Genomic DNA, 21,171 nt, shown 5'->3' on the forward strand with positions numbered 1-21,171 from the left:
CATGCCCTACTCGTTCACCCACATGTCCTGAATAATCAAAGATGCTAATGGATTTGGCTTGACGCCTTGAATCCGGTTACTGACGACCACGAATGTTTTTGCAGAATAGAGCGGAATCCAATAGGCCTGTTCCACGATTCTTTTTTGAATGTCCGCAAAAACCTGCTGTCGCAGTACTTGATCTGTTGTCGTTCGTCCTTTATTTAGCAGGCTATCGAGCTGTTGATCACTGAGGCGAAAGAAATTTAAGCCCCCGATCTGACTCGAATGCAGTAGCAAGTGCAAAATATCTGGATCGACGCTGCCATGACTCGTTGAGAACAAATCGAACTCGCCCTTCAGTGCCTGTTCAAGAGCTGTCGCAGATTCATACTTTTGGATATGCAATTCGACGCCAATGTCTTTGAACATGCTTTGCACCAGCTGATGCCCAGGATTTGAATCTTCGATGAGCATCGTCAGGCTGAGCGTTTCCCCATTCTTTTCCCTTATCCCTTGCGCGTTTGGCTTCCATCCTGCCTCTTCCAGCAGTTGTCTGGCTTGATCAGCATTGTACTTGTAGCCGTACTGCTCTACTGCCGCATCGTATCCGATCATCGTTGGCGGGATCGGTCCGTAGACAGGCACCCCCTCTCCTTGCAAATCCGCTATGATCAATGCGTCTTTGTTGATCGCCAGGTTCAGTGCCTTTCTCACGCGGACATCTTGCAACGCTTTATTTTCCAAATTCATCCCAATAAAGTACTCTGTAGGCTGCATTCCTTCCAACACCGTAAAATCTTTGTGATCCTTGTATTTCTTCGCATTTTTCGGGGGTACAGTGGCAATATCAATCGTCCCACTGTCGAGAGCAGCCATCATGGTCTGGTCGTCTTGAATAAATTTCAGAACGAACTTGTCGGGTCTCACAGGTCCTTGATTCAGAGCAAAAGGAGCTGCCCACTTATACTCGTCGTTTCGTACCAGTGTGATTGATTCGCCTGTTTTCCAGCTCTCGAATTTCCACGGACCTACCCCGACAGGATTGCGCCCCAGCTCATTTCCGTATTTATTCCGTGCCTCTATGGAAATGGGTTGCTGGTAGCCGCCATATGACAAGTTAGAAAGTAATGAAGCAGAGGGCTTATCTAAATGAAAGATCAATGTGGAGTCATCAGGAGCTGAAATAGATTTGATCGAAGATACATCCGGTCCCGTAACCGGCGAGGCTGTTTTCGGATCGAGAGCACGTTCATAGCTTTGCTTAAAAACTTCCGCAGTGAGCGGTGTTCCATCATGGAACTTCACGCCAGGACGCAACTTGAACGTCACGGTCTTGCCGTCGTCCGAGATTGTATACGATTCAGCCAGATGCGGCTTCAACTCCAGCGTAAAAGGATCGAGGATCAGCAAAGCTCCCCCCAACATGCCCCCAACAAAATTTCCCGCTGGCAACGACGTCTTTTGTGGGTCCAGCGTATCTGGCTCCATCTGGTAGCCCATGGTGATCGTCCCACCCTTTTTGGGCTGGGAGACTTTTGCTGGTTGATTTGCTTGCTTCTCATCTGTAGCCGGAGTGGGAGCAGAGCTACAGCCAACGATGGAAAAGACGAGTACTCCCATGAGTAAAACGATGCGAATTTGGCTCTTTAACTGTTCTGATAGCATGTCGCGACCTCCATTTTTCGAGTCTTTTCCATTCGAAGCCTACTTACGTCGGTATATAGTCGCTAATTAGGTCGGATTGCTTCTTACATGAGGGGGGGCCCGGATTGCCTTCGCAAACGGAAATCCGGGACAGGTTGATGTTACATGAGGAGAATCATGGATGATTAAGGCGATACACAGCCCGCGGGCGTCCTTGCTGATACGGCTGTTCTTCTCCGACGATCTCTACGACCTGATGCTCGATCAGCTTTTTCAAGGTTCTTTCTGAGCTGCGGCGACTGATCTGGAGGTACTCGGCTAAATCGGAAGCGGTGAAGCGGTTATCGCGGCGAAGCTTGACATACTGCATGATTTTCGTGATAGTAGCGACACTTGCGCCAGTCTTCTCCGCGATCTCCAGCACTTCCTTGTTCTCGCTTTTTAATTGGAAGCTCTTCGATTCGGTGTTCAACGGCCCAATCACTTCTTTTTCATCCGTCACCAGATACGCACTGCTTTCCTTTGTTTTCTGGGCATGATAAATCGCAATGCGCGCGTTGGCCTCAGCCTCTTTCGCGGTTAGGCCAAAACCAAACCCGATAGCAACCGTCACTTTGGCAAGCAGGTCGACATTGCCCACTACTTGCATGATCTTCCCGAATTCAATCATTTGCTCGATGCTGCCTCTCGTACCATAGATGATGAATTGATCCAGTCCCAATTTTTGAATGGAAGCGTCCGTCTCTTTGACTAGCTCCAGCAGCTCTTGCAGCAAAATAATCGTCGCATCCTGCCATTGTGTTTCTACTGGCGGGCCATCATTTTGCTGGATCGCTGCAATTCCCACGGCGATTTGCGAGTTTTTGCTAATTTTCAATTGACCATAAGCAATGGCTTGATTGACGGCATCGCGAATATTTTTATCGGGACTGACGAGCGATGCGGAAGGAATGTTCATCTCACGCAATTGACGATATACGTAATCAACGCCAGTTAAAGCAAAATGACTCTGTTTCTGTTCCCAAAGCTCCTTGTGGAACTGAATAATCTCCTCTACGTCAAATTTCGTCCCGCCTTCTTCGATAATCTCACTGTAGTCTTTTACATACCAAGGCGTAAAAATAATGCCCAATTCATCAGCGACCTTCTCAATATACTCCGCTTTTGGCAAATCTATCGAGATGCGGTCCAGTCCTCCTGGTACGTTCAGCAAGGTATGAAACAAAGAGAGGGAAATGGTATATTCATCGATCGGGATGTACACAGCAGGCAGCTTCTTTTGCTCTACCTTTTCCTTGGCAAAAAAATAAGGAAGTGGGCCAGCAAAAAGCAGCACGTCGCAGTCATGGATTTGATCAAGCAACGCAACGCTCTCTTTTGGATTCTGGTATGTATACGAGGTCAGTTGAATGTAATCGATGGATTGGGTATGCTTCAAGATCCTTGGCAAAAATTCTTCCGAAGAGATTACCGCTATCGTAATGGTCAATGTTCCACTCCCTCATCTCTCTATGATTTCCACACATCCTTGAACACGCGGATGAAGTTTTTTCCCAAAATACGCTCAATCGCTTCATCCTTGTATCCTCTTTTGGCAAGAGCACGCACAAGCTCCAGAACCTTGGTATGTCCTTTTACGACATCAAAATCTTTGCGTCCTGCTTGGATAAACACGCCCGGAGAATCGTATTTCATAAATGGCTCGATAATGTCCAGACCCAGTCCGACGTGTTCAACACCAACCAGCTTCACGATGTGATCGACGTGGTTGATCATGTGCTCAATATCAGCCTGGTCGTCTGTGTCCCCTACGAACAGATTGACGCCATTGATGCCAATAACGCCATTGGTGAATGCGATCGCCCTGATTTGCTCATCTGTCAGATTGCGCATGGAGCTCGCTAATGTCCGGCAATTGGAATGAGAAGCGATGATGGGCTTACGCGCTACCTCGATCAGATCCCAGAACCCTTCGTCATTCAGATGGCTGACATCAATGATGATCCCCATTGCTTCTGCCTCTTCGACGACGCGGATGCCGAACTCGGTGAGCCCGCCCTTGCGTCCTTCCCGTACCGGACTAAAATGACTGCCATCTCCAACGAAATTCCGCCTGCTCCACACGAGACCCATAAGGCGCACGCCCAGCTCGTAAAAAACACGGAGCATACTCAGATCATTATATAACGGTTCCGCGCCTTCCAGAGAGAGCACAAAACCAATTTTCCCCTGTCGCTTCGCGGTCTCGATATCGCTCACACTTTTGCAAACCATGATTTTATCAGGCGATTCATCTGCCTCTGCGTGCAACGCGCTGATTTGTTGCAGTGCTTTTCTCAAGCCCATCTCCGGCAGGAATTTGTTGTCAATAAAAATCGCTGCGACAACCGTATCCACCCCGCCCGCCACGAAATCGGGCAAGTAATCCGTTTCAATAACTTTTCGCCTGCCATGCTCGCGTTGAATAGCGACATCCAGCAAAAGGTCAAAATGCGCGTCGATTCCATGTGTCATGCCTCATGCTCCTCCAGTTACTTCAGGTTTTCCGGGTTAAGTGGTGCAAGCTCCGGTAAAAGAAAGCGTCCGTCTCTGCGAATCAAGTGGTCATCGAACCAAATCTCACCGCCACCGTACTCCGGGCGTTGAATCATGACCATGTCCCAATGGATGTTCGACTTGTTGCCATTGGATGCCTCGTCATAGCATCGTCCCGGGGTAAAGTGGAAGCTGCCGTCGATTTTTTCATCGAATAAAATATCCTGCATGGGCTCCCGAATGAACGGGTGCACTCCCAAAGCAAACTCCCCAATGTACCGGGCACCTTCATCTGTATCCAAAATGTTGTTCAAGCGCTCCGTATCATTGGCTGTGGCGTGAACGATCTTTCCGTCCACAAACTCCAGCCGTACTTTTTCAAAGGTAAAGCCTTGATAAGGCGAGGGCGTGTTAAACGATAGGACACCGTTCACCGAATCGCGAACAGGGGCCGTAAATACTTCACCGTCTGGTATGTTGTAGTGCCCCGGACACGGAATGGCTGGAATGCCTTTGATGGAGAAGGTCAGCTCTGTGCCAGGTCCCGTGATTTTCACGCGGTCAGTTCGCTCCATCAGCTCCTTGAGCGGCTGCATGGCTTTTGCCATTTTGGCGTAATCCATTGTGCAGACATCGAAGTAAAACTGTTCGAACGCTTCTGTACTCTTATTCGCCAGCTGTGCCATGGAAGGCGTCGGATAACGGAGATAGACCCATTTCTTTTTGAGACGCACGATACTTACTTCTTTGAAAAAGGATGTAGCCAGCTTCATTTGCTCATCAGGGACATCAGACACTTCATTGATGTTCAGCCCACCCTCGATGATGATGCACGCCTGCATTTTTTCCATTCGTTCTTTGTCCATCTCTGCCCCTAAACGGAAATGCTCCTCTGTTCCCGCTAGCAATAACTGACGACTAATCGAGGATTCACGCAGGTTCACAAAAGAATGCCCGCCTGCTCGCGAAACTGCTTTGATTAGCTCCTTTATCAGAGCAGCGTCCACCTCCATCGCATCGATCAGCACATTATCTCCCGGCTGCACATTCGTCGAGTAATTTACCAGCACATTCGCCAGCTTCGTAAGGCGTGGGTCCAACATCTATCTATCACTCCTGTTCCCTTATTTTTCATAGAGATGACACGCAACCAGTCTGCCGTCTGCTTCTGTTAATAGAGGGGCTTCTGTCTTGCACACGTCCATGCACGCCCAACAGCGCGGATGAAACTTGCAGCCCTTCGGTGGATTGGATGGAGACGGCAGATCTCCTGTTAACATGATCCGCTCTTTTTTCTCGTCAGGATCCGTGATAGGAATGGCGGAGAGAAGCGACTGTGTGTAGGGATGCATCGGACGTTGAAACAGCTCTTCTTTTTTCGCCAGCTCAATCACTTCTCCCAAGTACATCACTGCTACTCGATCGGCGATATGCTCGACGACACTCAAGTCATGCGAGATAAAAAGATACGTGAGCGAAAACTGCTCCTGCAAATCCTGAATCAAATTGAGAATTTGCGATTGGATCGATACATCGAGAGCAGACACAGGCTCGTCAGCTATGATGAGCTTTGGCCTGAGCATCAAGGCGCGAGCGATCCCGATTCTTTGCCTTTGTCCCCCGGAAAACTCATGTGCGTATCGCGACAAATGACTATTGTTCAAACCGACGATCTCTAGCGTCTCTTCGACCATGGCTGCTCGCTCGCGCTTTGGGATACCATGGGCAATCAACGGCTCTGACAAAATGTGCTGGATCGTCAGCTTTGGATTGAGCGTATCAAATGGATTTTGAAACACCATTTGCATATCACGCCGCAGCTTTTGCATGTCTGCCTTCTGTAAGCCGCGGATATTTTGACCCTCGAACACGATCTCGCCGTCTGTCGGCTCGACCAAGCGCAAAATACATCTGCCCAGTGTTGACTTGCCACAGCCTGACTCTCCTACGATCCCCAACGTTTCACCTGCGTTGACAGTTATGTTCACTCCATGGACGGCATGCACGTAACTCGGCTGCTGAAACCACCCTTTGCGGACAAGGAACTTCTTATTCAGGTTCTTCACTTGTAAAAGAGGCGTCTTCATCCATTCACCGCCGGACTTTCCCTGTTCTCTCGATACAGCCAACAACGGCACTCCGACTGTTGATCCACATCCAGCAACGGGGGATTTTTTTCTAAACAGACAGCCATCACCTTCTCGCATCGCGGAGCAAAGCGGCATCCCTGCGGATAACGATCGGGGGTCGGCACACTTCCCGCGATACTGTGCAATCTCTTCTGACCTTTGGCATTATGCGGCGTTGATTTGATCAAGCCCATGGTGTACGGATGCTTGGGGCTACGCAGCAGTGTGCGAACATCAGCCGCTTCAATGACCTGCCCCGCATACATCACCAGTACCCGGTCACATGTCTCGGCGACGACGCCCAAATCATGCGTGATCATGATGAGCGACATGCCCAACTCTTTTTGGATTGTTTTCATGACATCCAATATTTGCGCCTGGATCGTTACGTCTAGCGCCGTCGTCGGTTCGTCCGCTATCAACAGCTTTGGATGACAGGCAATCGCCATCGCAATCATCACACGCTGCCGCATCCCCCCTGACAGACGATGCGGGTACTCGTGATAAATTTCATCGGCACGTGAAATGCCTACCTGCGTCAACAGCTCGAGCACTCTTTGTCTCGATTGGACTCGGTTCATTCCCTCGTGCTTTTCCAGCCCTTCGCTCAATTGCTTGCCGATGGTCAGTACCGGATTCAATGAAGTCATCGGCTCCTGAAAAATCATGGCGATCTCTTTTCCTCTGATCTTCTGCATCTCTTTTTCGCTATAGCGCAAGAGATCGGCTCCGTCCAGTTGAATACGGCCTTCAATGCTTCCGTTTTTACTGAGCAAGCGCATCATGGATAGGGAGGCAACGCTTTTTCCACAACCTGATTCTCCGACGATCCCGACCGATTCACCTTTTTTGACCTGCAAACAAAGATTGTCCACTACTTTGAAAACCTTTTCATTTTTTGAAAACGTGGTAGTCAATCCTGTCACTTCCAACATATTTGTCACGTTACTCACTCCTTTTTCGGGAACGGAAGCTCGTCAACTATGCTTTGGGATCAAAGATATCGCGCAATGCATCCCCGAGCAGATACACCGTAAAAACGACCGCCGTAATCGCAAGACCGGGAAAAGTAGCGAGCCACCAAGCCTCTCGCAAGTAATTTTTCCCTTCATTCAGCATCGTTCCCCACTCCGGTGTAGGAGGCTGCGCACCCAAACCGATAAAGCCCAGTGCCGAGGTCCCCAAAATCGCACTGCCTATAAACATGGTCGTATAGACGATCAGCACATTGGAGATGTTCGGAATGAGCTGGCGCGTAATGATCCACCAATTCGAGCTGCCGATGGAGCGGCTTGCTTCCACATAGCCGGATTGCTTGATCGAGAGTGCCGCACCACGGATCAGAATCGAAAAGGCCGGAATCGATGATATTCCAATCGCGATCATCGCATTTTCCTGACTCGGTCCGAGTACAGCTACAATGGCGAGAGCCAGTACAATGCCGGGCAACGCCAGCATGATATCCATGATTCTCATGATCAGATTGTCGACGATTCCTCCGAGGTAAGCACATGTCACACCAATCAGCGTTCCTGCTACAAACGTCATGACAGACGCCAGCACAGCTACGGTCAGCGTCACTCTAGTTCCGTACAGCATCCGGGATAAAATATCGCGGCCAATCGCATCTGTCCCTAGCCAAAAGTCTTTCGACGGGCCTTGCATAAACGCTTCGTAGTACGCTTTCGTAGGGTCATGCGGAGCAATCCACGGCCCGATGATTCCCAGCAAAACAATGCAGAGCATCATCAGGAAGCTGTATTTCGCTTTCTTTTGCTGCATGATCTTCTCCCATAATTCCAAACGAGGCATAGACCATTGTCTGCTCCAGAACATGCTACACCCCCTCCTTCGCGGCATAGTCAATGCGGGGATCGAGAAGCGCGTACAGGACATCAATTAAAATGACAACGAGGACATACACAGCTCCGATAAACAGCGTCGTTCCTTGAATCATCGGAAAATCCCGCGAGCTAATCGCTTGAATCGCCAAAGTCCCCACTCCCGGCCAGCCAAAAACCTGCTCGATAATCACAGCCCCGCCAAGCAAGCCAGCCAGTTCCAGACCAATGACAGCCACAATTGGAATCATCACATTGCGAAAAGCGTGCCGTAGCAGCACAACTCGTTCATTCATCCCTTTGGCACGTGCTGTTCGGATATAGTCATTGGACAAAACCTCTACCATACCAGCACGAGTGAGTCGGCTGAGTGCCGTCGCCAGCAATGTCCCCAAGGTAAACGCTGGAAGAACCATGTCTTTTAGCCCCGTCCCTCCCGCTATCGGAAACCAGCCCAAATGAACGGAGAATACAAGTATGACGAGTAAACCCAACCAAAAGCCGGGTATAGACATCCCAAAGGTGGAAAAGGTCATAATCGCTCCGTCGATGGGTGTATCCTTGTATTTCGCCGCTAGGACACCCAACCCGATACCGATCACAACTGCTACTACAAGGCTGGCTACTGCCATTTTTGCTGTCGCGGGAAAACGATCCGCAATTTCTGTGCTGACAGGTCGGCCCGTTTTCAGGGAAGTACCGAGATCCCCTTTTAAAACGCCGGAAGCATAGTCGAGATACTGAACGACTAATGGTTTGTTCAAGCCCAGCTCTCCGCGAAGCGACTCGATTTGTTCGACAGTCGCCCGCTGCCCCAGCATGATCCGCACAGGGTCACCAGGGATGAGATGAATGAGCAGAAACGTAAAAACGGAGAGTCCAAACAGGACAATGATGCCCGACAATAGGCGCTTCACGATGTACTGCTTCATGAGGTCTTCACCCAGATGTAAGAAACGGTATGAACTTGCTTCTTCTTGTTGTGTTCCTGCACTTTGCTCTCCTCCCTCTTTCTCCACTAACGACACTTGTCGTTATAGTGTCGTTATTAGTTAAAAATAGTCTATTCCAAATTTACAGAAAGTTCAACTCGTTTTTTTCTTACTTCATTCAAAAAGAGCATGGTCCCTTTCTACCATGCCCTTCTGAAGAATCGTTCCGTCCTCATTCCTTGCCGTGCCTCATCTGTAGCAATACGTTTGCCGTTAGCTGTGGATGGCTGAGCGGAAAATGATGCGCGACGGAGAGCCTTTCGATCTCTACATTTGCTCCCCTGAATGCACCCTCTGTTCCTTTTGTCATCTGATACGTTTTATCCTGTGTCCCCCATACGATCTGGACTGGAAAAGGGAGAGGCTGTGTCGCTACCGCCATTTGCCGGAATTCGTTCATAAAGTAGCGCAGCACGTCTGTATGCGTCTTGCTGATGCGCGGGGATTGCAGGAGCTTCCCTGCCTTTTCTACATAGCCTTTTGGCATTTCATACGTAGACTGAAATACCCCTTGCTCAAGCATTGCTTTTTCCAATTTGGCTGACGTTAACTGCTTTTGCAAAAAAAGCTGAAGGAGGGCTGGACTCTTCCCCAATCCCGCCTGCAGCCGAGAATACTTCGGGGCATGCAGGGGTGGCTGCAAAAGGTATAGCTTCTCGATTTTTTCCGGTACTCGCTTTGCTGCCTCCCATGCCAAAAACCCGCCAAATGAATGTCCTGCAAGATGAACCGGAGATGGCAGCTGTCGCAATGCCTCGGCCACTGCCTCGATAAAGCCCTCGATCGGTTTTTCGTGATGGTGATAGGGCGATCTGCCAAATCCGGGCAAATCCAGTAACCATACTTCCTGTTCACCCAGCTGTTCAGCGAGCGGGAGTAAATCGCTCATCTCACTGAAAAGCCCGTGCACGAGCAGCCACGGAGTACCCGAGCCTTCTTTCTTGTACGCGGCCATGCCTGCGATTTGCTCTCGGTGAAAGTGAGGAGGTACTTTCTGATCCTTGACCGACAAACGGTAGTCGAGATCGGCAATCACACTGGGAAGATACGCCGCTACGTCGTATGCATCGATGCTTTTTTTCGCTTTCATTTGCTGAAAGGGAGCGAGCGGGAAGTCTTTCTTTACGAGAAAATCCATCGAATTGGCAGGTACCCCGAGCAAGCGGCTGCCGCCGTTATGGAGAATTTTTTTCAAGACCGATACCGGGAAAGGAATGGTTGGTGGCTTCATCCGTAATTCTTTAGCCATCAACGAAATCAGCTCTGAAAAAACTGGCGTGGCACTCCGCTCATTTAAGGCGTAATACGTTTGATGCTCGATGTGATTTGTCTCTACAATCCCCACAATGACCTGGGCAAAATCGTCGACGGAAAGCAAGGGCAGCCACCACTCCTTACCACCGGGAAGAACAGGGATCTTACCACGCCGCATGGAGCTGATCACGAGCCCGAATCCATCTGTTTGTTCTGTGTTCCCGGTGCTTCGCGGGCCTATGATCGTACACGGATTTACCACGACCAGCGGCATTCCTTTTTGATACGCCTCTTGTCTGAGGTATAGATCTGCCAGAAACTTGTATTTCTCGTAGCCCCCTGCCTCTCGATAAAAATCGGTTGGCGCAAAAACATCTGTCGCCAGCTTTCCACTCTCATCGTCAAACGGACTCATGTAGCCAACGATATGAATCAGCTTTTGTAGACGCTGTTGTTTATGCAATTCGTTCGCTAGTGCTGCAAGGTGACTTGCTCCTTGTAAAATCAATTCCCTCGCCACCGTTTCATCCAGCGAAATATCCATCGGGGCACCTGCATGGATGATAATAGTTGCGCGCAATACCTGCTCGTAATCGCTCGCTGATAATCCCAAGCCCTCCTTTCGCAAATCACCCCGCACGGCCTTGCAATTAGACCTCTCTGTAGGTGTCATCTGCATCAGCAATTCATCCCACTTCTCGGGCGAACGAACCAGCGCCAGTACGGTATGACCGGACCGGGCCAGCTGCTTTGTTACCTCCTTGCCGATAAATCCAGTCGCACCTGTTACAAAAACGACAGCCATTGTTTCTGCCTCCTTTATATTTATAGAACTAGTCAGTACTAATTCACTTCAAAAAAATCCTACACTTGAATCAAGTGTAGAAGTGTCTGACCTGCGCCTACGAGTACCTGTGCATGACCCTGCGATTCAGCCATGAGCATCGCTCCCTCCATAATGGTCACGAACAAGACTGCCGTTTGCTGAATCGAGATATTTTCCTTGAATTCTCCACGGGCGATTCCCTCCACGAGCAGCTTTTCCGCTAGGTTCTGCCATTCGATCAGGAACTCGTTGATTCGCGCTTTGACCTCTGGTATTTGTGCCGACAGCAAGGAAAGGATCGGACAGCCTCCTACACAGGAGCGTCCCTCCAGTTCTTCTGCGATGGTGGTAAAAATCAGCCCTACCCGTGCGGAAACAGACAGGTCTGTCCGTTGCAAGATGGCTTCCAGTGCTCCTCTCAGGACGTTGATTCTGTAGCCGAGTACAGCTACGACGAGCTCCTCCTTGCTTTTGAAGTGGTAGTAAATGTTGGACTTGGAGACTTTGCTCTGTGCTACGACGTCATCCATGCTGGTATTCATGAGTCCTTTTTGCAAAAACAAATTGGATGCAGTGACGATGACATGGTCACGGTTTGAGGTTCGTTTCATGATTAGTACTATATAGTACTAGTAAGGGATTGTCAATCAGTGGAGGAGAAGAAAAAGCGCAGTTCTCTTCGACTCTGACACGCCCGCAAGGAAGATTGACTGTCCGTCTCCACTTCAAAAAGGGGACCGTCGAGCCAAAGCCACCCTACGGGCGGAAGGTTCTCAAAGAAGAAGTGTTCGACAAGCGCGGTCCCCTTTTTGAAGTTCCGACTGGGTAGGCAGCTTTGTTGGTTCAATCGCTACCTTTTAAAACCTCGTATAAAAAAGAAAAGGTTGATGCCGTCTAATACGGTATCAACCTTCATTCATTAACTGATCGCAAACCTGTTACATTTCGTTACAGCAGCAAGCATGGCAATCACCAGCTCATTTTCACGGCTATCTCTTGCCCTTCTGAAATAGAGACAGCGCAAAAAGTTCTTGCTGTTCACCCGAGCGATAACTTGAGTACGACTTTTTGGCAGCTCGGCACAGCTTGCTAGACTATTGATCCAGTCAATGAGTTCCTGTTCTGGAAGCAAGTCTTTCTCCATCATCGTATCTACGATGCTCGCGAGACGTTCGTCCTCTTCGTCATTGAAAATGTGCTTTCCGTTATGCAGCACGCCCTGGATCGCTTGAAGAACGTCTCGCTGTACGGCTTCATCACTCTCTGGGCACTGCACCAGTTCTACGAATACGTCTGCACCGTGCGCAGTACTGTGAGCCCAGCCTCCCTCGGACAAATAGCCACGCAAATCCTGTTCCTCTTGAAAATAGCGGAGCATGGCATTTTTGACGTGCTGGAAATCGGCAAGCTCCAAAAAGGACTTCTGTCTGTGACGGCGCAAAATCAAGGCAATCGGCAACGAAGAGAATGTCCTCGTAAATACAGATGGATCACCCTCGCTGCCGATCTGATAGAACAAATGCTTTTCGTCGGTCAGTTCTCGCAGGAGGCTGCGCAATTGCGCCTCCGTCAGCTTGTCCTCGTCGAGAATCCAATAATAAAATGCCGGGTAGATGAGATTATCCCGCAATTCCGGGTCAGGGTCCCCAATGTATTGCAACAATCGTCCGACGAAATCCTCCAGTTGTTCCCCTTCACGCAGCTGGTACTGTTCCTGCTCCACTCTTTGCAGATCCAGAACAAGCTGGGTTCTTGTATCGCTCACTTGTTCATCCCCCTTACCATAATCAAAATTTCCTCAATCACCATTTCCGGTTCATCGTGATGAATATAATGCCCGCTGCGAGTAGCTATTCTTTGCTTGCTTGAGGTTGAAAGCCGCTTGAAATCGGCTTGCAGCCGTTGTTCGATTGTTAAGATTTCCTCGTTCGGCCATTCCTTGTCCCACACGTCCGGCAAGCCTCTCGTGATAATCGAGACAGGTATATCACTTTGCCGAAAATAGTCAACAATCTCTTGATAGCTCCGTATTTTATCGATCTTCTCGCTGTTTCGCATCGGATTCTCGTAATAGTCTCGATTGGCTGCGATCAGGTTGTCAGGTAAAACCTTTTCATAGGCGAGCTCCTTATATTCAGGAGCAGCGTCCACCAAAACCAGCCCCGAAACAAGCTGCGGATACAGGCTCGCAAACAATCTGGCAACCAAACCGCCAAAAGAATGTCCGACCAAAATACAAGGCGTCTCCACCTTTATCTCTTGCAGCAAGTCATACAGCTCCTCGACCAGATCACGGCATGTCCGGGGTACGACTTCTGGCGCTGGACTCCTGCCAATCCCCGCCCGATCATAGGATAAGGTAGACGCTTCCTGCGAGATGCGGTCTTGAACGATCTTCCATGTCTCACCGCTATCGCCCATTCCTGCTAGGAAGATCACACTAGGTGTCCCACATTTTCGCGAATACAGCCTATGTATCCATTGAGACATGATCCCAGTCGTCCTCCATGTAACGAACCAGCCAATTCAATGCTCTGTGTCTTTCCACAACTACTTCGTCATTCAAACCGCCTGCAACCACACGATTGTTGATACGCGCATCCACACATGCCCAGTCATAGCGGTAGATTAAATCTGCCTGGTCGAGAATCTCTTGCTTGCTCCTCACAACCGCATTGCTGTAGAAGGTGTCATAGTCACCTGCGCTTCTGAGAGCGTCAATCGCCGTATTCACATCACAAATCTCATCCGGGAAATGGAGCTCGTCCACATAGCCGAGTGCCCACAGCAGTACCCAGTAGCATTCGTACATCCAAATCATCTGAATCATATCGGTTCGGTCTGGCTGTGGATCATTCAAGAAGTCTCTCTCTTTTTCCGTAAAGAATTCAGCAGCGCCAAACTGCTCAATAATGCCCTCGATGAACTCCCGCTCTTCCTTGAGTTGTCCGTTTTCGGCAATCCCGCCGGCATATACCGCAATCAAGCACAGGGCAATCGCTCGCTGAACAATCTCATCCTTGCTCCTGATGACAGCGTCCTCATCCCCTACGATGACAGGAAGATGCGGGATGTACGGAATGCCTTGCTCCTGCAATAGCTTGATGCTCCGCTCCTTGCGAGCTTCTCCTGACTGGGAGGGCTGAATATGTCCATCGATCAGGTCTACACTGACCGTCACCAGAAAATCGTCTACTTCGGATTCTCCTGCTGTATTGAGAATCAGCCTTCCTTGTTTATCGAGCATATCTCCGGTAGGGAGAAAGACGATCCCATGTACTTCTTCGGCAATCGCCATAATGGACGCAAACGTCTTCTGATCGATTTCCTTGCTCGCCACGATTCCTACCGCCACATTAAGCGCTGTGATTTGGTACAACAGCTTTTGCTGGACCTTCTCGTGGGTTGTTTCAATCTGTGCGAAGTAGCCGTACATCCCTTTTTTCATCTGGAGAAACTCTTCTTGGTCATCGTCCTCGCGCATAAGATTGAAAGTAATCTTGCTCTTGCTAAACCATTTTTTATCGGTCACGGTCACGGCCCGCTCGTCTGCGGATACCTCTACCAATTGATCACGAAAAGCCTCGACAATGGCATCGACAACTTTCTCGCATTGTTGGATGGAGACATAGATGGTGCATTGATTCATCTGGCAACCTCCTTTGCTGGGCAAACATTTCTAAAGTACTGAATTTTGTAATCAATAGTAAATTATGGTATCCTAACCCTGTTTAATCAAGCACAAATCTTTTTAGTTATCGGCAAATCTATCACGACGATTGAAGGTGAAACCTTTGAAAAACATCCTATTAGAGGAGTTTTCCCCCATTTGTCCGATTCAAGCTATTGTGGAAGAGGATGAGAACGGCGTCTTTTTTTATTTGTGGGATTATCCCGGTGAGGAGCATGCCAGCATTCGCTCTTGTTGGGTAAGAAATTACGGACCTGCACCGGACTCGATCGATTTCGCTGCCATGGAGGATGGTCAAGCTCCCATGCTTCCACGCGATTGCTGCGCTCATCCGGATGGAGCAGAGAGGCTGAACCCGGAGCAGCTCTCGATCGTTTGGCTGGAGGAAGGCGATGCAGCGGCACTTTTGTATGAGGATGAGGTGCTGTGTGTAATTCCCGGCTGGGCTGGTCCTTCCCCGGACGGCTCGCACTTTCCTTCGTATGCGCGAGATTGCACCGGAGAATCTGATTTATGCTTTCCGCTGGGAACACCAGAAACGAACGCCATGTTTGCCCGCATCGAGGCTGCCCAGCATTTTTGGGCGAGCTGGGATGGCAACCCTTGGCCTGACATCCAGCACCAGTTCATGGACGCGATTACCTCGACTCTTGGCCCAATTAAACAGTATTACGGCATCGACGGCGGACACTGGCCCCCGAAAGCATTGGTGACCATCGAAAAAGGCGACGTTACCTATGCGATGACCCTCGGCGTATCCATTTTGCGTCAGCCAAAAGTCGAGCAGTATACAGAAGAACCGGAGCAGTTGCGACGATTCGAGCTGGCCTTTGCCTGCGAAACCAAATGGCTCGCCCAAAACGAACAACAATTGCTGGCCTACATCAGCGGCCAAACCTCTCTACCGTGGTCGTATATGACCTTCCTCGCACAAGGTCACACCATTCCATGCCAGGAAATCAGTCAGATTAATAGCCGCTTCTCCTCTATGCTGCTGGCAAAACCTGAGAATGCACCGACCATTCCGTTTCCGCTCATGGCTGGCGATTCTGTAAATCTGTTATGGATGATTCCGATTACCGCAGAGGAACAGCAGTATGCAGAAATGCATGGGTCTGAACAATTGCTTCAGCACTCTGCGGGAGATGGTGCAAGTTGGATTTTTAACGGGGTAGCGAAGTTTATGAAGGAAGCATGAAGTTTGAAAACAGTTTCTGCGGAATACATTCTGCGGGGACTGTTTTTTGTTGTCTCGACACTGTGGATTGGTATCGAATAAAAAGGTTATCAAATGCCGAATGAAACTTTCAGCAGATGATAACCTTTTTGGGTAGCGTATCCCTGATTGCGATAGCTACCCTCACAATACATTATTGCCCAAATACATTGAGTTCAGCAGCACTTGTCCATGGGTTATTGTTTACCTCGCTTAAGGCACGCAGTTTAATGTAGCGACCTGTCTTGGCTGCAAAGCTGACTTCTTTCAACGTGGTATCATTTGCAAAGGTACCTGTGGCTACAGCTGTTCCCCAATTCACTCCATCACTGCTGACGTAGAACTCATAGTTCTTGATCGTTCCGTTCACTTGACCATCTTGTCTGGGCATGTAACTAAATTTGGAAATGCTATACGTTGCACCCAAGTCAATTTGAATCTCGTGGGGCATTGGAGCTACAGGGCTCCATTTCGTGTGCCAAAACGTGCTGTTGTTTCCATCAAAGGCTTTCGGAGCTTCATTGTACAATTCATCGCTGTCTACGTATTTTAGCGTCCAATTCGTTTTCGGAATCTGACCGGCTTCTCCTGCTGTGACTGCCACATTCATGGCAGAATTACTTGTGCTTGTCGTCGTAATCGTTACTCCCGATTTTTCTCCCGTGTAGGTATTGCTGTTCGGATTGGTGTCTGGACTAAAAGTAGCAGCATGATTATTATTCGTGTAATAGAATGGGTCTTGGTATTCACTCACGGATTGCTCTATGTCAATGAAAGGATGAGGATCATTCGTGCTATTACTCATGGATTCATCAATGTGCCAAACCGCGATGCCTCCAGAAACTGTTTGCAAGCTAGCATCATATCCAACTTTTTCACGATTCTCAACTAAAAAATACGTATTATCCTTTAAAGGAACCTTTAAAACATTATAATTATTCGGGATGGCTTGTAACGTAAAATTGTTTGTGGCATTTACTACAGTTGGTGTTACAAATCCTAATTTTGCTTTTGACCAGGCATCCATATGAGTGGGTGTCGTTCCAGGTTCTTCTCCTTGGAGATTATTCCAGGTTCCATTTGCCATTATACTTAGACCACCCACATGATTATTAGCACCATAGAGATCCGGAAGGCCCAAGGAATGACCCAATTCATGAGCAGTGATACCCATCGTTGCCATATGACCAAATTGCTTTTCACCCTGCGTCGTATACATACCTGATACTGTAACACCATCATGATTGGTGTTGGGAGCATACCACTGATGTGCCCAAATATTTGGCGCTGCACCACCACTAGCCTCTTCATTACCAGCAAGAACAGTTACAATGTAGAAGCTATCTTTAGAGTCGATGACTTGATCATTATTGGTATCAAAACTAGCAAAGTTCACCACAGGATCCGCTTTATCCAGTGCATCTGTTATAACCGTCCTAATGTCTTTTCCCGATGTATCCGGATGAGCGTAATCTAATCTTACTTTCACAACTCCATCATTTTGCGTACCATATATTTCGGATGCTGGGGTGATCTGTGCTTTTCCATTACTCACTTCATTATAGTAATTCTTTACCGACTTTTGATTTGCAGAAAAGAATTTGTTGCTCCAATCGTTATCGTTATAGGCGATATCAACATCTGTAAATCCAATTAACAAAACAAGCAATTTTTGGGTTCCTGAAACTGGCGTGATACTTCCGTCAATATTTTTTTCTGGCGATCCCGAAAATTCTTGTTGAAGCTCATTCATGAACTCCTGTTTTTTAGTTGCTTGAGGGTCGTACTCATTTATCCATTCCATCAAATTTTTCTCATTTACCGCTTCTGAAGGCTTTTCGTCAATTTTATATTTTATCCCCGTCGATTGCAGATCATCTGATGTGAGTTCAGCGTAATTCCAATATCCCTCCTGATCTTGTAAAAGTACATCACCATCCTTTGTACTTGCCCAATGGAACCATTCATCCCCATGCATCACGGCTTGAAACGATTCACCAGAGGGTTGCTTCATTTTGACAACTCCATCGTATGCGGGTGCGGCAAAAACATCCGTTTGAAAGTACAAAACACAAATCAAAGAAAAAACAGACGTGAACAGGCCTTTAAAACTTCTTTGCATAAATGTTCCTCCCGATTTAGAAGTTGTTATCCTGTTGGAATGGTTTCCTCTATAGATTCATGAAGATCGCCCCCCTTTTTAATGGCATGCTGAATATTCCGTTGATAAATGGACCTGATTCATACGTAGAATGAATCGACAGATCATCTATACAGAACTACCAGAATGCCCTTACCTACATTATTGGAAATTTTTGGTAACATGTTAACTTTTTCTATAAATCGGGGATTTTTTTTTATCATTAACTAATAAACGCCCCCGTTCGGGACTTTCACCCTAGAGACGACGCCCATGCTAGGCGCACTAAAAAAGCCGATATTGCTCCGAGAGCAAATCGGCTGTTAGTTATGTCATTTATTGGCGGGACACTTTGACGAGCTTCCCTGTCGAAGCATCGATAAAGCTATAGCCATTCTTCCATTTGCGTTGATAGACTAGTTGCGGTTCGGGAGCTCTTTGACCATCATACTGCTCCCACACGTAGACCAGCCCCAGGTCAATTTGTTTGACCTTACCAATGGTAAGACGGAGGGAAATTATTTACGTTACATATTATTCCATTTTTTCATATAATCCCTTAGCTCTTGGGTAAATACGGATTGCTATTTTACTTCCCCCGAGCCACTAAAAACCCCGCCCCTCTTGATGAGAAGCGGGATCACCTATGCTTATTTGAATTCCTTTCCTGTTACTGCATCCAGCCTAAAGCCAGAAATCGTGTCCACCGTATAAACCAGAAGCGGCTTTTGTTGCGGCTTCCCATCTGCTATCGGTAGCACATACCCCAATTCAACCGGATGGCTCTGCAAAAATTGCTTGGCTGCTTCTTTCCTCGATATGACTGTATCCAATTCCGGGAAGGATTCAGTCGGACTCGTGAAATAGTCCATGAAATTGACGATCTCCCCAGTTTGCCCATCCACATTGACGAGGTATTGCTGATCAGCAACAATCACCCCATTATGAAGGACGTAAAAGGTGAAGCTGTACGCCGTTGCAGAAGGCATCGACATCTCGGTTTCGTCGGTCTTCAACTCCTTCACACGGCTGTCCAGATAAGGCTGCAAAAACTGAACGGCTTTTTCCTTGGCCTCCTCATAGCTAAGCTGAGCATTTACTGGATTGTTCTGATGCTGTGTAGATCTGGCCGTCTCTGTACCACGACGCACCTGAAAACCTGTAATTACCCCGTTGTTTGAGTAGACGGTGACTCTGCCTAGCCCTTTCTTGGCCTTATAGGTCGTCATCTGCTCGCCCTCCATCGTCTTCTTTCCACCAGTGAGGATAAATTCGTCCAGATTCACCTGAAACTGTTCCGCCATAGCCTTCGCCACTTCTTCCTCCATTTGCACAGCGACCTTCTTGCCTCCAGGCGTTACCGGGATGGGAGCGGAGTACCGGCTTTTATGCGACGCTTCCCCCCATACCTCTTCTCCTGTCACCGCATTCACGTATCCAGTCGTCTGAAGAGAGTACGTCAGCGATGGCTTCCCAGTATGTCTCGCACTCGCAAAATAGGTAAGCTCCATGAGCGACGCCACTTTCTCTGAGAGCTCTTCTTCGGAAAATACAGCGTCTGGTTCGGCAAACTCCCCCGCAGATATTTGCAGTGGCGCGGCTTCGAACGTATTGACATACGTCACACCATTACGATTGACGCCAACGACATATCGGTCTGAGAAAATGGGCAGCCCATTTGCATAGCGTGTATAGGTCACCGCATCCCAATCATTGCCGCTGGTCTGACTCGCTTGGTATTGCTTGAATTCGTCTCCCAACAGCGCTTGTAAAAAGGCAGCAGATACTTGCTTCACTTGTTCTTCGGTAGGCGAAGGGGCTCCTTCATTCATCGCTTTCTCATTTTCGTAACGACTCATTTTCCCCGTGACTGCTACCATCTCGACAGATATGTACCGCTGTTCCCTTCCTTGCTCCTTTTGATAGAAGACAATCTCATAGATTCCATCTTCTTTTCCGATGACTTTGGGTTCCATCGTCTTTAGTTCCGGAACGAGATTGAACAGCTTTTCCAATGTTAGCTTTGCGGCAGGTGATACTTCCGCCAGCTTTAGCTGCTGACCCTTCAACACGAGAGGGGCTTCTGGCTGCATCGTCATGATGGATTCCGGATTGGTAATCAGCCGGGTAAAAATCGGCGCCAGGAAAAAGACCGCGAGCAGCACAGCTGCGGATAATCCCAGTCGAATGGTCGTGCGTCGCGTTTTGCTTCTGCTGCGATGCTGTTGATCGACCTCGACCAGCTTTCTTTCCAATATGTGCAAAAACTCGCTCCGGGGGACTGCATCCGGCCTGTTCCGAAATTCCTGTAACACTTCTTCATCGCTAGGAAATTTCATGCACACCAGCCCCCTTTTCATAAATGTGTAACGCCGTTTCTTTTACCATCTTCATCGCGCGGTGAAAGTCTACCTTGACCTTCGCCTCTGTGCAGCCGAGAATTTCCGCTGTTTCTTTCACCGTATACTCTCTGATTCCCCGCAATACGATGACGTTTCGGTACTTGGGCTTCAGTTGCAGCAGCGCTTTTTCAAAATGAGTACGTTCCTCTTTATCCTGCAGCTCCTTTTCCGGCAAACCCTCCGAGCTGGGCAACAGCTTTAGCAAGGTCCCGGCAAAAATCGTTTGCAGCCGTTTCTTTCTGTATTCATCGATAGCAACATGTTTGGCAATATGCAAAATCCAAGTGCGCATACTCGAGCGCTCCTCAAATCTGTGCAAGGATTTAATGACACGTACAAACACTTCTTGGGTCAAATCCTCTGCAGCTTCCCGACTTCCGATAAAATGATAGAGATACTGATAGACTTCTTTGGAATACATCCTGTATATCCCTGATATGTCTTGCTGACCTCGATCTTCTCGAGCATCCAAGGCTGCTTCCTCCTCTTCTCGCGACAGGACATGTCTACATGATGGAA

Annotated in this window: 18 protein-coding genes; 1 reads left to right on the forward strand and 17 read right to left on the reverse strand. The window is 48.5% G+C overall.

The features are described 5' to 3' along the window. Positions 1 to 6 precede the first annotated feature (6 nt). The 13 genes from FO446_RS25290 to FO446_RS25350 all read right to left on the reverse strand — a co-directional run bounded on the left by FO446_RS25290 (position 7) and on the right by FO446_RS25350 (position 14,852). Complete coding sequence (locus tag FO446_RS25290; protein WP_173611141.1) at positions 7 to 1,647, reverse strand: ABC transporter substrate-binding protein; 1,641 nt, start codon at positions 1,645 to 1,647, stop codon at positions 7 to 9. Between the two features lie 154 nt (positions 1,648 to 1,801). Beyond that, positions 1,802 to 3,115 (reverse strand): helix-turn-helix domain-containing protein, encoded by a 1,314-nt coding sequence (locus tag FO446_RS25295; protein WP_173611140.1) that lies wholly within the window; start codon positions 3,113 to 3,115, stop codon positions 1,802 to 1,804. A 20-nt stretch (positions 3,116 to 3,135) separates the two neighbouring features. Beyond that, positions 3,136 to 4,140 carry a dipeptidase gene (locus FO446_RS25300; protein WP_173611139.1) on the reverse strand — a complete coding sequence of 335 codons (1,005 nt, stop codon included), beginning with the start codon at positions 4,138 to 4,140 and terminating at the stop codon, positions 3,136 to 3,138. Between the two features lie 17 nt (positions 4,141 to 4,157). Continuing rightward, on the reverse strand, positions 4,158 to 5,264 hold the full coding sequence (locus FO446_RS25305) for an aminopeptidase (protein ID WP_173611138.1): 1,107 nt from the start codon (positions 5,262 to 5,264) through the stop codon (positions 4,158 to 4,160). Positions 5,265 to 5,285: 21 nt separating this feature from the next. Beyond that, on the reverse strand, positions 5,286 to 6,248 hold the full coding sequence (locus FO446_RS25310; protein ID WP_173611211.1) for an ABC transporter ATP-binding protein: 963 nt from the start codon (positions 6,246 to 6,248) through the stop codon (positions 5,286 to 5,288). Beyond that, complete coding sequence (locus FO446_RS25315) at positions 6,245 to 7,234, reverse strand: ABC transporter ATP-binding protein (RefSeq protein WP_173611137.1); 990 nt, start codon at positions 7,232 to 7,234, stop codon at positions 6,245 to 6,247. Before FO446_RS25315 ends, FO446_RS25310 begins: the two co-directional genes overlap by 4 nt. Before the next feature lie 37 nt (positions 7,235 to 7,271). Further along, a complete protein-coding gene (locus FO446_RS25320) occupies positions 7,272 to 8,126 on the reverse strand; it encodes an ABC transporter permease (RefSeq protein ID WP_221868297.1) in 855 nt (284 codons plus the stop codon). A gap of 1 nt (position 8,127) precedes the next feature. Beyond that, positions 8,128 to 9,063: a nickel ABC transporter permease gene (nikB, locus tag FO446_RS25325; protein WP_173611135.1), complete on the reverse strand. Its 936-nt coding sequence runs from the start codon at positions 9,061 to 9,063 to the stop codon at positions 8,128 to 8,130. 232 nt (positions 9,064 to 9,295) lie between these two features. Then, positions 9,296 to 11,182 carry an alpha/beta fold hydrolase gene (locus FO446_RS25330; protein ID WP_237899424.1) on the reverse strand — a complete coding sequence of 629 codons (1,887 nt, stop codon included), beginning with the start codon at positions 11,180 to 11,182 and terminating at the stop codon, positions 9,296 to 9,298. Between the two features lie 59 nt (positions 11,183 to 11,241). Continuing rightward, positions 11,242 to 11,814: a TetR/AcrR family transcriptional regulator gene (locus tag FO446_RS25335; protein ID WP_237899425.1), complete on the reverse strand. Its 573-nt coding sequence runs from the start codon at positions 11,812 to 11,814 to the stop codon at positions 11,242 to 11,244. Positions 11,815 to 12,122: 308 nt separating this feature from the next. Continuing rightward, positions 12,123 to 12,968 (reverse strand): DUF2785 domain-containing protein, encoded by an 846-nt coding sequence (locus tag FO446_RS25340; RefSeq protein WP_237899426.1) that lies wholly within the window; start codon positions 12,966 to 12,968, stop codon positions 12,123 to 12,125. Next, positions 12,965 to 13,693, reverse strand: coding sequence for an alpha/beta fold hydrolase (locus tag FO446_RS25345; RefSeq protein WP_237899427.1), 729 nt, complete (start codon positions 13,691 to 13,693; stop codon positions 12,965 to 12,967). Before FO446_RS25345 ends, FO446_RS25340 begins: the two co-directional genes overlap by 4 nt. Next, a complete protein-coding gene (locus tag FO446_RS25350) occupies positions 13,674 to 14,852 on the reverse strand; it encodes a DUF4272 domain-containing protein (protein WP_232773996.1) in 1,179 nt (392 codons plus the stop codon). The genes FO446_RS25345 and FO446_RS25350 overlap by 20 nt, the downstream gene beginning before the upstream one ends. Positions 14,853 to 14,988: 136 nt before the next feature. Here FO446_RS25350 and FO446_RS25355 point away from each other — a divergent pair, with 136 nt between their 5' ends. Further along, positions 14,989 to 16,092: a suppressor of fused domain protein gene (locus tag FO446_RS25355; protein WP_237899429.1), complete on the forward strand. Its 1,104-nt coding sequence runs from the start codon at positions 14,989 to 14,991 to the stop codon at positions 16,090 to 16,092. Between the two features lie 172 nt (positions 16,093 to 16,264). Here FO446_RS25355 and FO446_RS25360 read toward each other — a convergent pair whose 3' ends face one another. The 4 genes from FO446_RS25360 to FO446_RS25370 all read right to left on the reverse strand — a co-directional run bounded on the left by FO446_RS25360 (position 16,265) and on the right by FO446_RS25370 (position 21,124). Next, complete coding sequence (locus tag FO446_RS25360) at positions 16,265 to 18,232, reverse strand: M6 family metalloprotease domain-containing protein (protein ID WP_237899431.1); 1,968 nt, start codon at positions 18,230 to 18,232, stop codon at positions 16,265 to 16,267. A 354-nt stretch (positions 18,233 to 18,586) separates the two neighbouring features. After that, entirely contained in the window at positions 18,587 to 18,712 is a 126-nt protein-coding gene (locus tag FO446_RS28975) for a hypothetical protein (RefSeq protein WP_255688830.1), read from the reverse strand. 188 nt (positions 18,713 to 18,900) lie between these two features. After that, a complete protein-coding gene (locus FO446_RS25365; protein WP_237899433.1) occupies positions 18,901 to 20,589 on the reverse strand; it encodes a YcdB/YcdC domain-containing protein in 1,689 nt (562 codons plus the stop codon). After that, positions 20,576 to 21,124 carry an RNA polymerase sigma factor gene (locus FO446_RS25370; RefSeq protein WP_137032335.1) on the reverse strand — a complete coding sequence of 183 codons (549 nt, stop codon included), beginning with the start codon at positions 21,122 to 21,124 and terminating at the stop codon, positions 20,576 to 20,578. The genes FO446_RS25365 and FO446_RS25370 overlap by 14 nt, the downstream gene beginning before the upstream one ends. Positions 21,125 to 21,171: the final 47 nt, after the last annotated feature.

It is taken from the genome of Brevibacillus brevis (assembly GCF_022026395.1).
In the GTDB taxonomy this organism is placed as follows: domain Bacteria; phylum Bacillota; class Bacilli; order Brevibacillales; family Brevibacillaceae; genus Brevibacillus.